Raw genomic sequence first — 13,794 nt, forward strand, 5'->3', positions numbered from 1 at the left:
CTTCTAGAACCTAGAGTCTAGACTGGTTTTTACTTTAGTTGAAAAGTCTAGTATCTAGACTCTAGTTTCTAGTCTCTTTTTTTACGACAGAAATTCAAAAACTCCTGCGGCTCCCTGTCCTGTACCTACGCACATGGTTACCATTCCGTATTTATTCTTCAGGTCACGTTTGCGCATTTCATCGAACAACTGCACTGATAGTTTGGCTCCTGTACATCCCAACGGGTGACCCATCGAAATAGCGCCTCCGTTAGGGTTCATGCGGTTCATATCAAGTCCGAGTTCTCTAATCACTGCTAAAGACTGAGATGCAAAAGCTTCGTTAAGCTCGATCAGCTCAAGGTCATTAAGTTGAATCCCAGCTTGTTTAACTGCTTTAGGAATGGCATGTACGGGTCCAATTCCCATGATCCTTGGTTCAACCCCAACAGCCGAATAGCTAACAAGTCTTGCCACCGGCTCCAGGTTTAGTTCTTTCACCATTTCTTCGCTCATTACCATGACGAAAGCGGCACCATCACTCATTTGAGAAGAGTTACCTGCAGTTACACTACCACCTTCTTCAAAAACAGGTCTTAGTTTTCCTAAAACTTCTTTTGAAGTATCGGCTCTAGGTCCTTCATCTTTATTGACGGTGTAAGATTTCGTTTGTTTTTTACCATTTTCATCCACATAAGTTTGATCTACGGTGATTGGTACGATCTGATCCTGGAAGCGGTCTTCTTTTTGGGCTTTTAGAGCCTTTTGATGAGAGTTGAATGCAAACTCATCCTGGTCTTCCCTTGAAACCTTGTATTTTTGAGCAACTGCTTCCGCAGTTAATCCCATTCCCCAGTAATAATCTTCCTTTCCGGCTTTAGCCAGTTTATAATCGGGAACTGGTTTATAACCGCCCATTGGGATATAGCTCATGCTTTCTGCACCACCTGCAATAATACAATTAGCCATTCCGCTCTGGATCTTGGCTGTTGCAATAGCAATGGTTTCGAGACCTGAGGCGCAGTAACGGTTCACCGTCATCCCGGGAACGTCTTCTGTGTTTAGCCCCATGAGGGAGATAAAACGCCCTACGTTAAGTCCCTGTTCGGCTTCGGGCATAGCATTACCAACGATCACGTCATCGATGCGTTTTTTATCAAATTCGGGCAGCTTATCCATCATAAACTGGATAGTTTCTGCCGCTAATTCATCTGGCCTTTTAAATCGGAATACCCCCCGCGGCGCTTTTCCCACTGCAGTTCGGTATCCTTTTACGATGTAAGCTGTTTTGTTCATTTTTCAGTATTTAGTAGTTAGTAGTGAGTATTGAGACTACTCACTTTTCTAACGATTTTATCAATGCATAATTCATTTTCTGTATTTCAATCACCTCCGAAATAACTTCTCTGGTATCTTCTTCAGGCACCAAATTGAGTCGATGAGATAAAATGAGTTGAGTTAGAAGTTCATAAGAAGATCCATTAGCAATACTTAAGAAATTTTTAAATTCTCCCTTTGTAGATCTACCAGCTCCTTCGGCAACATTAGAAGGAACTGAAATTGCACTGCGCCTTATTTGACTTGTTAAGCCAAATTTTTCTTCTGAAGGAAATTTAGCTGAAAGTAAGTATGTCAATTCAGCCACATCCATGGCTTTGTTCCAGATCTTAAGGTCGCTCAGTTTGTGCATTTCTAGCTCTATTTACTACTCAATACTAATTTCTCAACGGTTTCCCTTTCTGCAACATATGCTGCAATCTCTCCAGGGTTTTTCTTTCTCCTGTTAAAGAAAGGAATGCTTCTCTTTCCAGATCGAGCAGGTATTGTTCACTCACATAAGAGTTTTCAGAAAGGTCACCTCCGGCCATTACGTAAGCCAGTTTGTTGGCGATCTTCTTGTCGTGTTCGCTAATGTATTTACCGGCGTACATCTGGTCTGTACCTACTAAGAAGGCACCCAGTGCTTGTTTACCCAATACCTTAATATCTGTTCTCTTTGCAGGTTTGGTATAACCATTCTCTGCCATGAGCAGCGCATGCTTTTTAGCAATTGCCAGCTGGCGATCTGGATTAATTACCACAATGTCTTTTCCTTTCTGAAGAATATTCAGGTCGTAAGCTTCGTAAGCTGAGGTTGAAACCTTTGCCATACCAATGGTGAGAAAATGTTCCCGAAGTCGGTTCAACTCCACATCATCTTTTTGGAAGGTATCGGCAGCACGCAAGGTCATTTCCTTGGAACCTCCACCGCCGGGAATTACCCCAACTCCAAATTCAACAAGTCCGATGTAAGTCTCGGCTGCAGCGACAACTTTATCTGCGTGTAGTGAAAGTTCACATCCACCACCCAAAGTCATAGCGTGTGGTGCTGCAACTGTTGGAATAGAGGAGTAGCGCATTCTCATCATGGTGTCCTGGAAATATTTTATAGCCATATTAAGCTCATCATATTCCTGCTCCACAGCCATCATGAAGATCATCCCAATATTAGCTCCTACAGAAAAGTTTTTTCCGGTGTTGGCGACAACCAGCCCCTGGTATTCTTTTTCAGCAAGATCAATGGCTTTGTTGAGTCCGTCAAGAACATCTCCGCCAATCGAATTCATCTTACTGCGGAATTCCACATTCAGGATGCCGTCGCCAAGATCTTCAACTACAACTCCGCTGTTACTGAATACTTTTTTGGATTCCCTGATGTTATCCAGAATGATAAATGCATCCTGCCCCGGAATCTTTTTGTACTCCTTTGCCGGAATATCGTAATACCAGGTATTACCGTCTTTAACGGTATAGAAGCCTTTATTTTCTTTTTCAAGCATTTCGTTTACCCAGGCTGCAGGCTCTTTGCCTTCAGCTTTCATAATTTCCATACCTTCTTTAACACCTATGGCATCCCAAATTTCAAACGGACCATGTTCCCAGCCATAACCGGCTTTCATGGCGTCATCTATTTTGTAGAGTTCATCGGTGATTTCAGGAATTCTTTTAGAGGCGTAGGCGAAAATAGCAGCAAAATTCTTTCGGTAGAACTCCCCGGCTTTGTCTTTACCGTCAACCAGAACTTTGAACCTGTCTGATACTTTATCAATCGTTTTCGTTAATTCAAGAGTAGCAAAATTTGCCTTTTTTTGTGCCCGGTACTCAAGTGTGTTAAGGTCAAGTGACTGGATTTCACTTGAACCGTCTTTGTTCTTGATCTTTTTATAGAAACCTTGTCCGCTTTTGCTTCCAAACCACTCATTCTCGACCATGGTATTAATGTAGTCGGGCATGGCAAAAAGATCGTGCTCTTCATCTGTAGGCACTCCTTTATGCAGGCCTTCAGCAACATGTTTAAGCGTGTCAAGTCCTACCAGGTCTACAGTTCTAAAAGTGGCAGATTTTTGTCTTCCTATAACGGGACCTGTAAGTTTATCAACTTCTTCAATAGTAAGGTCAAGCTCCTTCACCATGTGGAAGAGGCTCATGATACTGTAAGTACCAATCCTGTTCCCAATAAACGCCGGAGTGTCTTTTGCGACTACCGAAGTTTTTCCGAGGAATTTCTCCCCGTATTCATTTAAGAATTCTAAAACTTCTTCGGAAGTATCTGGCCCCGGAATAATTTCAAATAGTCTTAAATATCGCGGAGGGTTGAAAAAGTGTGTTCCGCAGAAGTGCTTTTGGAAATCTTCACTTCGTCCCTCATTCATTTGCTGAATAGGGATTCCTGAAGTATTTGAAGTGATCAATGTTCCCGGTTTGCGGTGCTTTTCAAGATTGTCAAAAACCTGTTTTTTAATATCCAGGCGCTCCACAACAACCTCCATGATCCAATCAACTTCTGATACCTTTGAGATATCATCTTCCAGGTTTCCGGTTTTAATGCGATTGGCAAAGTCTTTATGATAAATAGGAGAGGGCTTCGATTTTAAAGCATCCTGCAGTGCTGTGTTAACAATACGGTTCCTCACCTGTTTGTCTTCCAGGGTAAGACCCTGTTTTTTTTCTTTTTCGGTCAGTTCCCGGGGAACAATATCCAGTAGTAGCACCTCTACGCCAATGTTGGCGAAATGGCAGGCAATACCACTCCCCATAATCCCCGAACCTATAATTGCAACTTTGTTGATTCGTCTTTTCATGTTGTTATTTATTTTGATAATCGCCTGAACGATTTTTTATGATTCATTGTAAATTTTACGCGTGGCAATAAGATCCATGATTTTTGAAGCTACCTCGATAAACTTATCGAGATCTTCTTGAGGGATTTCATTTCTTACTGCCTGGTCAAAAGTAAGTACCACTTTCTTAGAATAATCGCGCATCTCTTTTCCAAAATCGGTGAGGTAAATTAAGACACTACGCCCGTCTACCGGATTTTTCTTCCGCTTTATGAGACCTTTATCCTCCATGGTTCTAAGGGTTCGCGACAAACTGGTGGCTTCCATTCCCATTTTTGGGCCCAGGGAGGTAGAAGGGGTGCCCTCCTCGGGATCTATACTCAAAAGAGCAAAGCCTGTAGCCATTGTACTTCCTTCTTTTCCGGCCTCTTCATTGTACATTTTAGCAATAGCAATCCAGGTCGCGCGAAGAACGTAATCAATGGTTTTTTCTTTCATACAATTTCAAAGTTAAGAAAATTTTATTATGCACGCATAGCAAATGAAAGAAAATTATTCAGGTAGTGAATCACGGGTCTTAAATTTATTAGAAAAATGCAATAAAAGTGCAGCTATTAGCCATGTTTAACAGCAATTTTAATAGTTGTTGGAAAATGCTAATTAGATGATTCCATTCGTTTGCTCAAGTGAAACCAACAATCATGAAGAAAAAGTTTTTATAGCAGCATCATTTTTTTCTTCCAGCAAAGCTTGTAGTTCTTTTTTCTCCAGGGCAAAATCGATGAGCAAGGCGGTTTCTCCGCTGGTCAATTGCATTGTCTCCAGCATATAAAGTTTGTAGTGGACCTCCAAAAATGCGATATTTCGCTGTTCTTTTTCTATCCTGATATTTCTCTTCAGCTTTTTTGTACGGCCGTTAATGGCATTTAGAATAGGATCAATCTCTAAAGAACCTCCCAGCAGGCCCAGCAGGTGAATGAATTTAAACTCCCCGGCTGTTTCCAGCCTCCGCTCGTTTATGGAGAGCTTTTCTATTTTCTTCGGAATGATTCCCAGGCTTACCGCATTAATTTCTGAATTTTCATCAATTACTACTTCTCCTAATTCCTGGGAGTTTTCAATCATCTGAAATAACAACGGTGACTTCTGAAGGTCTTCAGCTTTTATGAAGCTTATAAGGTCATTCATTCCTACATGGGACATCACCAAAGTATCACCGGTTTTTATCTTTAACTGAAACAACCCCTGCTCCCCCGAAACAGAAAATTTTCCTGAGGAGACATTGTTGATGTACACATTTTTAAGCAGCGAATCATTGTTTTTCACGATTCCCTGAACCAGGGATCTTTCCTGTGCCTGGAGGGGGAGGAGCAGGAACATAAAAAAAAGGATTACATAATATTTCACTGGTACTGATATCAAATCTGTGCCAAAATAAGTCAAAATTGTCTTTCAAAAATGGCATTTTTGAAAGACAATTTTGAATTAAGTGACGGTAAATGTTGCTTTTATTCCGAAGTATTTGTCTGAATAATTAGGGATAGAAGGCAAAAAAGCCGCTTATATTAGATTTGTAAAGTTGAAGATCAAAGGGTGCTGAAATTAGTCCCAGTTAAGCTTCAGAATCCTTGCCTGGTTAAAGTGAGGGATAATAACAAAAGAAAATAGATTTATTACAACCTGAAAGAAAAACCTTCTTCCACTTTTGCATTATATTTTTTTGCATCAAATTTATAAAGGAAAGAACCTTTGCGAGAAGAAACCATATCTTTTTCATTTAATTTCACCAGAATATCCAAAGATTTGATTTTATTAATAAAATTCCTTTTATCTAACTTTTCGTTTAAGATGGTCTCGTATAACTTCTGTAATTGACGCATTGTAAATTTTTCAGGAAGCAATTCAAAACCAATAGGGTTGGTTGAGGTTCTGTAACGAAGCCTGGCGATGGCTTTTTGAACCATTTGGTCATGGTCAAAAATCAAGCTGGGATAGTCGGATATTTTAAACCATTTTGCCGAATAATTTTCTGTTAACTCCTGTCTGTGCTCGACAATATTAATGAGCGCATAGTAAGCCACCGACAATGTTCTTTCTGCGGGATCACGATTTACTTTACTAAAATTGTAAAGCTGCTCCATATAGACATTATTAATTCCGGTAAGATGATGAAGAATTCTATTAGCAGCCTGGTCAAGATCTTCGTCTTTTTTTAGAAATCCTCCCATAAGGGACCAATTACCTTTTTCAGGTTCAAAATCTCTCTTGATCAAAAGGATTTGTAAATCTTCTTCATCAAATCCAAAAATTATACAATCTACAGCCAGTAAGACTTTATCTTCAAAACTGTAATCGTGAATCATAGTTTGCATTTAATAAGCAATTTTATAAAACCTATTTAACATGTCTATCATATTTAAATGTAATCATAACCTCATAATTCCAATTCTTCATGTACTAGTTGTTTACAGGTAGTTAAAATTGTGTGAAAATAAATTTGGAAAATCTAAAAATCTTTATGACTGTTACTAAGTATAAAATCTACACTAATAAATCGAGGTTAATTCTAAACTATAATTCAATCGTTTTCGTGCATTTGTTTTGTAGCAGAAACTTCTAAAGACTCATATTATAACATAAATTAACACTTTGGCAATATGACTTTACATCTATTTAAATTTTCATATCTGATAAGATATATTTTCTTAGGGATATTTTTAAAATTTTTCTTTTCTGGCTCCCTATTAGCGGCCAATAGAGTAGACAGTTTTGGTGTTGGATTGGAGAATCCAATTCAGCAACAGGCTATTGTAACAGGAACGGTAACCTCGTCTATAATGGTAGGCCTTGGATTAAATTTTTCTGTATCATTTGCGGTGGCAGTTAGTGCCATGCTCCCCCATTGGTAAGCAATATTTTGACCAGCCTTTGAAGAATCTTTTTGAATGGAGCAAATTTCTTTATCCAGAATGATATCCGCCGGAGTAGCATTATAACTAATAAAGATGGTTAGCAAAAGTAAAGTTGCCTTTCTCATTTTCTTAAATGATTAATATTCAGCTATTTTACCTTTTTTTTAGTAAAATCCTAAAGAGCGGACTAAAAAGTTAATCTTAGAATGAGACAAAATAGTTCTACCTGCTTTCATGTTCAGCTGAAAAATTCCATTGTACCTGAAACAGAAAATTTTCCTGAAGACATTCTATTTCAATACCTGATTTCACAATAATTTTTTCTATTATCTACGCTTAAGGACTTTTTCCGACCGTTTTCCATTCTGAAGTTCAGAAAAATGACCATAGATATCCCGACTTAGTTGCGGAGGATCTTCCGACGGGATTATCTGGTTTGAGCCCCTCCTGTTAAAGGATAGAAGCCAAGAATCAACAAGAGTAAGGGCAGAGTGAAACTTTTCTTGTTTGAATACAATTTCTAATATTGCAAAGTGACATTATTTTTTGTTACTAAACAACGAAACAAAACTTGCACCTTCAAGACTGAATTCAGCAGTTCCATTCTGCACATTTATATTCTTTAGTTTCTTAAAAGAAGAATCCAGATTAGTAATGTGCAGGTTCATAGTTTTAAGACCTTTTGGTAGTCCTGTTAGTTGCACATTTCGTGTAGCGCCTTTATTTACCAGGTGAATGACATAACTGCCTTTGGTTTTGTCCCCAAGCGCAGCTGCCCTAATCCCTTCCTTATCTACTTTTACCGGAAGATAAAAAAGACCCTCGGGAGTATTACTGAGTTGTTTCAAATTAAAGAAGCGCTGCGTGGGATACAAATCGTCCTCATGATTACCGAAAATTCCTCCACCGGACATTACCGAGTAATCTGCCGTTAGCTGCCATTGTAAAATAGAATGTGGTTGGGCGATATTCATCATTTTGATGTAAACATCTATTTCTTCCAAAGCATAAGTAGGTTCTTCAAAGATCTGAGGATATCTCCATGCACCGGCATCAATACTTCCTTCTCCAATAAACAAAGGTTCGTCAACCCTGTTAGAAATGTCCTTCCATTTTAGAAGGTTCTGCTCTGTGTATCCTCTCCAGGAATGAAAGGAAACTCCGCCAATGTACGGGAGGCTTTCGGGATCTGTTGAGGCAAGGGTAGTGAAATTCCAGCCGTTGGCATCTGCGGTATCGCCTAATAAAAATTTTGTCTGCAGGCCTTCAGCCCTTAGGAGCGCACCCATTGTTTTGATCAGTTGATTATGTTCCACATCTGTTTGCTGAACATCAATACCAAGATCTGATTCGTTAAAGGAGAACATTACGGTTTCCACTCCGTATTCTTCCTTAAGATATTTGATGTATGACACAAGGGAACGATAGATCTTATCATTCTTAGTGAGATCCAGCTTGTTACCCATACTTCCGTCAGGGTGTTTTCCCTTAAAACGTTTCCCAATAATAGCCCAGTCCGGCGGAAACCAGGCGGCAAGCATTACCGGAATATTCATTTGATCAAGCTTCTGTGCCATTTCCATGGCTGCCTTTACTTTAGGGTGGATTTGCCCTTTTCGAGCCTGTGCTGCCGGATCTTCATTCTCATTCTGATGCCAGTATTGCCATGGCATTTCCACTCTTCCCCAGGTTACATTCAGATTTTTCAAAGTAAAGTCTATTACCTGCGGATCTGTAGCTGCATTTTGAAGTCTGAAGTTCCCTCCAATTCCGTCAAAGGCTTTTCCTTCCTGCTCAGGAAAGACTTTTATTACTACCGGACTTCTGTCTATCTCCCCGGAAGCTGTAATAATAAAGGTGTTTCTATGGAGATCCTTAGCTTTTATTTCACCTGAAGCCAGGACAACATTCAGTCTGATGTTGCCTATTGCTGTCTCTTCCCTGTTGATGATCACTTCGGCCGGTTTGGCAAAGGTTAGCACCAGTTTACGGGTAGGGGATTCGATGGTCATACCCTGCGCCGGAGCTTTATAATCTGCTTTGGTAGCGCCGGTTTGAAGATCTTGCATTCTCACTTTTCCAGAATTAACAAAGCTGAAAGTCGTTTCGGGACCAAACTCTTTAGGTAGATCAATGGTAAAATAAGCCGCATTGAGCAAAGTATCTTTAGGAGAAACAAAAGTTACTTCTACCTCTGCCTTTGCGTCTCCCAGGGTTTCAATAGCCTGTGTCCATTTGAGATTTTTCATCTGGTAGGAAAAGACCTTTTTTGGACCCTCTCTTTTAAAATCTATCTCCTGTCCCTCTTTTCGCGTGCGCCATGTCTCGCCCCACTGATTTTCTACCGCAAGACTGCTGTTAAATTCCATCAACTGGTTATCCACGCGAATCCCTGTCATATTCCCCCAGGTGGTAAATTCTGCCTGGGCACTTGCAGTCCAGGAAAGCAAAATGACTGCGGAATACGCTAAGCTCCTGAAGAGGTATTTTTGAAGGTTGTAGTAAAATCTGAATTTCCTCATATTTGGTTATGATTAATTTCTTCCACCCCTGAATAATGCCTGAAGTGGGGTGTCAAAAATGCCATTTTTGACAGGTATTATTTTTCATTCAATAATTTATCTGCAGCGAGGATGAGGAAGAGATAATCTGTGGTTCCGCCTCCCAAAACATATTCTGTTTGCTGCCATAGGAAAGGCCACTCGAGTAATTCAGGAAAATCGGGGCGAATTAAGGCTGTTCCCGAGCCAATTCCGCCGGGAATATGTGAAAAATCTCCTCTGTTTACGCCGTACGCCTGAGTTAATGATCTGGATCCTACTCCTGAGGCAAAGGAAGAAGTGTTCACGCCGGGATGGACACCTAAAACAAAGTTCATGGCACTCAGCATGTACTTCGCAGGGAAAATATCGGGATAACTGGTGTGAAAAAAGTACTGTTTTACCTCAAAATCCTGAATTCCCCAACCGGCTCCCCAAATATCGGGTTCATAGGGCATTCCATAAGGTGTTTTCTTTTCCTGTTCCTGAACAGTTTGTAAATGACCTTTTACAGCGGCTCTTACTTTCTCTTTGAAATTTTTATTATTGATAAGAGGAAGAGCAGGCCCAACTACCCAACCGGTTTGGGAAATATTTTCAGCAATAAGATTCTTGTTTGCCACAAGGAAATCAGCATACTTTTTCTCTTTTGTAGTTCTCAAAAGTTCTACTGCAAGCATCACTTTTTGAAGCTCATTATCAGGTTTTGTAACATTCCAGATCTCTTCAGAAATTTTGAGGCTACGCTGTGCAAGATCGGGGTTATAATCTTTCATTACCCTCGCCGCAGCGGCAAGGCCTGCGGCAGCCTGCAGTTCCCTGCGCGGGTTATTTTCTGTAAATACCCAGCGATCATCCGGAGCACCTTCAAGTCCTATCGGAATATCTTCATCTTCAGGTTTATTGGAGAAGGGAACATTATCACTGTGTGTTGTGGGATCACCTAAAAGAATATACTGCCGGTTGGTGGGCACAATAATTCCGCGGTAAAACCTATCGAGGGATTCGTAGCCTTTAACGATGGAGAGTAATCCGTGTTCTATTTGCTGAAGAATATCCGGTTTCCCATCGGGCTGCAGGATCTCAACGATCCGCGTCTCCTGGTCTATGCTGGTGTTGTCGTAATCTTCCTGAAATATTTCGTAAATGTGAGATAAACCCTGAACAGTAGCTGCCTGCGATTCTACTCTGAGGTCGTAATCTCCCGCGTCATGCCAGCCTCCCTGGTTTAAGCCAGGGACATGCTCTCCTGGTTCGTATTTGGTGAGCGTTTCACTTCCCTGAATATAGCCATCAAAATGGTTGTGATCTGTGGGAGCCATGCGTGCGTCATCCATGTGGCACAACCCATGCCATACCTTGTACCGGTCGTTCACCCTCATGTGGCACATTTGAACCGGCAGGAAATATTCGAGAGTTGACTGCCATACGTCTCTTTTGAAAACGTCTTTATTAATTTGGAAAGGTTCAGTGGTGTAATCTCCGTATTCCACCACATACATTCCAGGATCGGTCACGCTGGTAAAATCCAGTTGATAATACCTGTATCTCATAAAGTCACCCCATAATTCAGGTTTTTGTGAAATCACTTCAGTAAAACCTCCATCGGTTTTCACCTTCAGAAGTTTGATGTCTTTTATATTAGTGTCATTCTTATCGGTTTCCACAACCGCAATTTTTTCCTGGGCAGGATGATAACCTACCTGTGAAACCTGCACTACGGGGTCATAGGTGAAGTTTTCAAGAACGTTTGGAGTTACCAGCCATTCGATTGCGTTTTGGGTTGCACCGGCAGGTACCAGGGAACGCACGATAAACCAGCCGTTGCTGTGTATGGCCCGGCCGTCCAGAAGTTCCAGCTCATTGTTTTTAAGATTGCGAATGGTTAAAGTTTGTTTAGCGTCTTCGGGAGCTACTGTAAGTTCCTTTCCGGTGGCCATGGGTTCCAGGCGGTATTCACCCTCTTCAGTATAAAATCCGGGGCCGTTAGCCTGCCGGTTAAAGATCCCGAATTCATCTCCCATGTAGTAAGATTTTCCGAAGAGAATTCCGGGGAAAAGTTCAATATTCATCCCTACTTTTCCAACCCATTCTTCGGGCAGTGGCTCATCAAGATCAACTACTATTCTGAAAGATTTTCCTTCCGGAAGCACTTTTAGGGTGTAAGACATGTCAAGCTCCGGATATATAATTGGGTTAAAACCCACCCTGTCTTTCGACGGATCGGGGTAGCTCATGCGAACGCTAATTTCCCCTTTTTGACGGTCTACCTGTCTCTCGCCTACCTTTGGTACAGGCTGCCATTGTCCCGGGGCAGGCTCCAGTCGAAGGTCACCATTAGTTGCGACCCGAATCCCGTTTTGGATGAGTCCGACACCTCCCTGATGACTTTCGGGATAGAAATCATGAGCCAGCATAACATTAGCACCTCGCCTTTCAAGATATTCCTGATCATTTATTCGGAAAGTATTAGTGGTGTCCTGGCTTTGCTGGGCAAATGCACTAAAAAAGAACAGGAACGGGAGAAACTGTAGGTAGGTCTTCATAGGATGGAATTGAAAAGAATAAAAAATCATCAGTATGATTTTAAATTTATAATTTTTTTGGGATTTTAGGAAGTACTATTTCAGCAGGCGTAGGATTCAAGCTAATACTTTATCTTTAGGTTTCATAATCGATCTTCCATGAGATTCTTTGGTTATTTTTTTCTTTCCTAATAAATGGTACCCTCTGTCTTTAGATCATGATGATGGGGGATATTATGAAACTGATGGGAAACTCATAGCAAGTACTCCCGAATGGCCGTTTACATCTGATGTCGGAGACAAGGATCAAAATAGTTCTATCCATATTCCTGAAGCTTTCACTACCCTTTATGAGGTTTGGCCCGATGAGGTATTGAAAGAGGCATAGAGGAGATGTTAATCCTTGATTTGAATACGATCATTCTAGAAAAGGATATAAAAGGAGGTGTCAAAAATACCTTTTTTGACACCTCCTTTTGAAAGACTATTTTCTTAGTCGTACCATGAGAACATCATGAGAGCCTATGGTAGCTTTCAGGTTTTTACTTGTATCTCCCAGGTCTTTGTGATTATAGAGATCCCGGATATTAAACTTGCCGTTTTTTAAATCCAGTCTTCTGTTGTTCAAATCATCACCAATTTCATGCTTCTGCCAGTCAAAATCAAGATTTCTTGGGGCGTCTGCCATATTTACAAAGGTCATGGCCCATTCTCCGTCTGCTAAAGGCTTGACCCAGATCTCAAAATCTCCTGCATTGCTAAACCGCAGCGCAGGAATTCCCAGTTTATCCTGATTTACCGCAATAACTTCTTTATTTGTGAGGGTCTTTAATGTCTCTTTTGAAGCTGTTCTAAGATCATTTCCCATGATGAGTGGTGAAGTTAGCATGCTCCACATTGCAAAATGGCTTCTGTTTTCGGCGTCAGTAAAATCATTGCCTACTTCCATCATGTCGTAGTCATTCCATTGCCCGGGACCTGCTGCCTTCCGGATATTGCCGCGCATATTAATGATGGGCCATATACCCCATGAAGACCAGGTGCCATGACCTACTTCACAATCCCAGCAGTTAATAATATCTCCTGTAACCCGCCAAAGGTGACCAATATCCTGTGCCCAGGTCCAGGGTTGATTATCTCCCCATTCACAAATGCTTAGCACTACAGGCCTGCCAGCTTTATATAGAGCATCCCTCATAGTGGTGTAGGAGGCTTCGGCATTTTGTTTCCCGGTGCTGCACCAATCGTACTTTAAAAAGTCTATGCCCCATTCTGCATATTTCCTGGCATCCTGAAACTCATATCCACGATTTCCCGGATAGCCTGCACAGGTTTTTGTGCCGGCATCACCATATAAACCGAATTTAAGCCCTTTGGAATGTACGTAATCTGCCACGGCTTTCATGCCGTTAGGGAATTTTTCAGGATGAGGTACCAGATTGCCATTCTCATCCCGCTCCATGGCCATCCAGCCATCGTCGAGGACGATATATTCGTAACCGGCATCCCTAAGTCCCAGTTCTACAAATTTGTCTGCAATGTCTTTTACTAGTTGTTCATTAATATCTGTAGCAAAAGTATTCCAGCTGTTCCAGCCCATAGGAGGCGTTTCTGCAAGACCGTCAAATTTTTGTGCAAATGCATTCAGGCTAATCGTGAGAAAGAGGAGTAGTAGGGTTTTGTTTTTCATGCTTGATAATTTAAAAATATTCCCTGCCAAAGACCAACTCCGGCAGGG

The 13,794-nt window shown here is 41.1% G+C and carries 11 protein-coding genes; 1 reads left to right on the plus strand and 10 read right to left on the minus strand.

The genetic code is table 11. The annotated features are described in order from the left end of the window. Positions 1 to 81 precede the first annotated feature (81 nt). The 9 genes from V5739_RS11665 to V5739_RS11705 form a co-directional block, all read right to left on the minus strand. The gene (locus V5739_RS11665; protein ID WP_266067830.1) at positions 82 to 1,275 is read right to left on the minus strand and encodes an acetyl-CoA C-acyltransferase; all 1,194 of its coding nucleotides are present in this window, start codon (positions 1,273 to 1,275) and stop codon (positions 82 to 84) included. 40 nt (positions 1,276 to 1,315) lie between these two features. Continuing rightward, the gene (locus V5739_RS11670; RefSeq protein ID WP_423818288.1) at positions 1,316 to 1,669 is read right to left on the minus strand and encodes a four helix bundle protein; all 354 of its coding nucleotides are present in this window, start codon (positions 1,667 to 1,669) and stop codon (positions 1,316 to 1,318) included. Positions 1,670 to 1,694: 25 nt separating this feature from the next. After that, complete coding sequence (locus tag V5739_RS11675) at positions 1,695 to 4,100, minus strand: 3-hydroxyacyl-CoA dehydrogenase NAD-binding domain-containing protein (protein WP_423818289.1); 2,406 nt, start codon at positions 4,098 to 4,100, stop codon at positions 1,695 to 1,697. A 36-nt stretch (positions 4,101 to 4,136) separates the two neighbouring features. Next, entirely contained in the window at positions 4,137 to 4,577 is a 441-nt protein-coding gene (locus V5739_RS11680) for a MarR family winged helix-turn-helix transcriptional regulator (protein WP_265162799.1), read from the minus strand. Positions 4,578 to 4,778: 201 nt separating this feature from the next. Continuing rightward, on the minus strand, positions 4,779 to 5,459 hold the full coding sequence (locus V5739_RS11685; protein ID WP_423818290.1) for a hypothetical protein: 681 nt from the start codon (positions 5,457 to 5,459) through the stop codon (positions 4,779 to 4,781). A 293-nt stretch (positions 5,460 to 5,752) separates the two neighbouring features. After that, positions 5,753 to 6,442 carry an NUDIX hydrolase gene (locus tag V5739_RS11690; protein ID WP_423820471.1) on the minus strand — a complete coding sequence of 230 codons (690 nt, stop codon included), beginning with the start codon at positions 6,440 to 6,442 and terminating at the stop codon, positions 5,753 to 5,755. Positions 6,443 to 6,873: 431 nt separating this feature from the next. Further along, positions 6,874 to 7,116, minus strand: a complete 243-nt coding sequence (locus V5739_RS11695; protein ID WP_423818291.1) for a hypothetical protein — start codon at positions 7,114 to 7,116, stop codon at positions 6,874 to 6,876. A gap of 414 nt (positions 7,117 to 7,530) precedes the next feature. After that, positions 7,531 to 9,513, minus strand: a complete 1,983-nt coding sequence (locus tag V5739_RS11700; RefSeq protein ID WP_423818292.1) for a hypothetical protein — start codon at positions 9,511 to 9,513, stop codon at positions 7,531 to 7,533. 77 nt (positions 9,514 to 9,590) lie between these two features. Further along, the gene (locus tag V5739_RS11705) at positions 9,591 to 12,077 is read right to left on the minus strand and encodes a glycoside hydrolase family 9 protein (RefSeq protein ID WP_423818293.1); all 2,487 of its coding nucleotides are present in this window, start codon (positions 12,075 to 12,077) and stop codon (positions 9,591 to 9,593) included. Positions 12,078 to 12,225: 148 nt separating this feature from the next. Here V5739_RS11705 and V5739_RS11710 point away from each other — a divergent pair, with 148 nt between their 5' ends. After that, positions 12,226 to 12,444, plus strand: a complete 219-nt coding sequence (locus tag V5739_RS11710) for a hypothetical protein (RefSeq protein ID WP_423818294.1) — start codon at positions 12,226 to 12,228, stop codon at positions 12,442 to 12,444. 96 nt (positions 12,445 to 12,540) lie between these two features. Here the strand turns inward: V5739_RS11710 and V5739_RS11715 are convergent, their stop codons facing one another. After that, positions 12,541 to 13,746 carry a glycoside hydrolase family 27 protein gene (locus V5739_RS11715; protein ID WP_423818295.1) on the minus strand — a complete coding sequence of 402 codons (1,206 nt, stop codon included), beginning with the start codon at positions 13,744 to 13,746 and terminating at the stop codon, positions 12,541 to 12,543. Positions 13,747 to 13,794 lie beyond the last annotated feature (48 nt).

The sequence above is a fragment of the Salinimicrobium sp. TIG7-5_MAKvit genome, from assembly GCF_049569215.1.
Classification (GTDB): domain Bacteria; phylum Bacteroidota; class Bacteroidia; order Flavobacteriales; family Flavobacteriaceae; genus Salinimicrobium; species Salinimicrobium profundisediminis.

What these genes read in the sequence shown, in the direction of transcription:
- V5739_RS11665 (WP_266067830.1), bottom strand. Translation starts at nt 1,275, where the DNA reads ATGAACAAAACAGCTTACATCGTAAAAGGATACCGAACTGCAGTGGGA.
- V5739_RS11670 (WP_423818288.1), bottom strand. Translation starts at nt 1,669, where the DNA reads ATGCACAAACTGAGCGACCTTAAGATCTGGAACAAAGCCATGGATGTG.
- V5739_RS11675 (WP_423818289.1), bottom strand. Translation starts at nt 4,100, where the DNA reads ATGAAAAGACGAATCAACAAAGTTGCAATTATAGGTTCGGGGATTATG.
- V5739_RS11680 (WP_265162799.1), bottom strand. Translation starts at nt 4,577, where the DNA reads ATGAAAGAAAAAACCATTGATTACGTTCTTCGCGCGACCTGGATTGCT.
- V5739_RS11685 (WP_423818290.1), bottom strand. Translation starts at nt 5,459, where the DNA reads ATGTTCCTGCTCCTCCCCCTCCAGGCACAGGAAAGATCCCTGGTTCAG.
- V5739_RS11690 (WP_423820471.1), bottom strand. Translation starts at nt 6,442, where the DNA reads ATGATTCACGATTACAGTTTTGAAGATAAAGTCTTACTGGCTGTAGAT.
- V5739_RS11695 (WP_423818291.1), bottom strand. Translation starts at nt 7,116, where the DNA reads ATGAGAAAGGCAACTTTACTTTTGCTAACCATCTTTATTAGTTATAAT.
- V5739_RS11700 (WP_423818292.1), bottom strand. Translation starts at nt 9,513, where the DNA reads ATGAGGAAATTCAGATTTTACTACAACCTTCAAAAATACCTCTTCAGG.
- V5739_RS11705 (WP_423818293.1), bottom strand. Translation starts at nt 12,077, where the DNA reads ATGAAGACCTACCTACAGTTTCTCCCGTTCCTGTTCTTTTTTAGTGCA.
- V5739_RS11715 (WP_423818295.1), bottom strand. Translation starts at nt 13,746, where the DNA reads ATGAAAAACAAAACCCTACTACTCCTCTTTCTCACGATTAGCCTGAAT.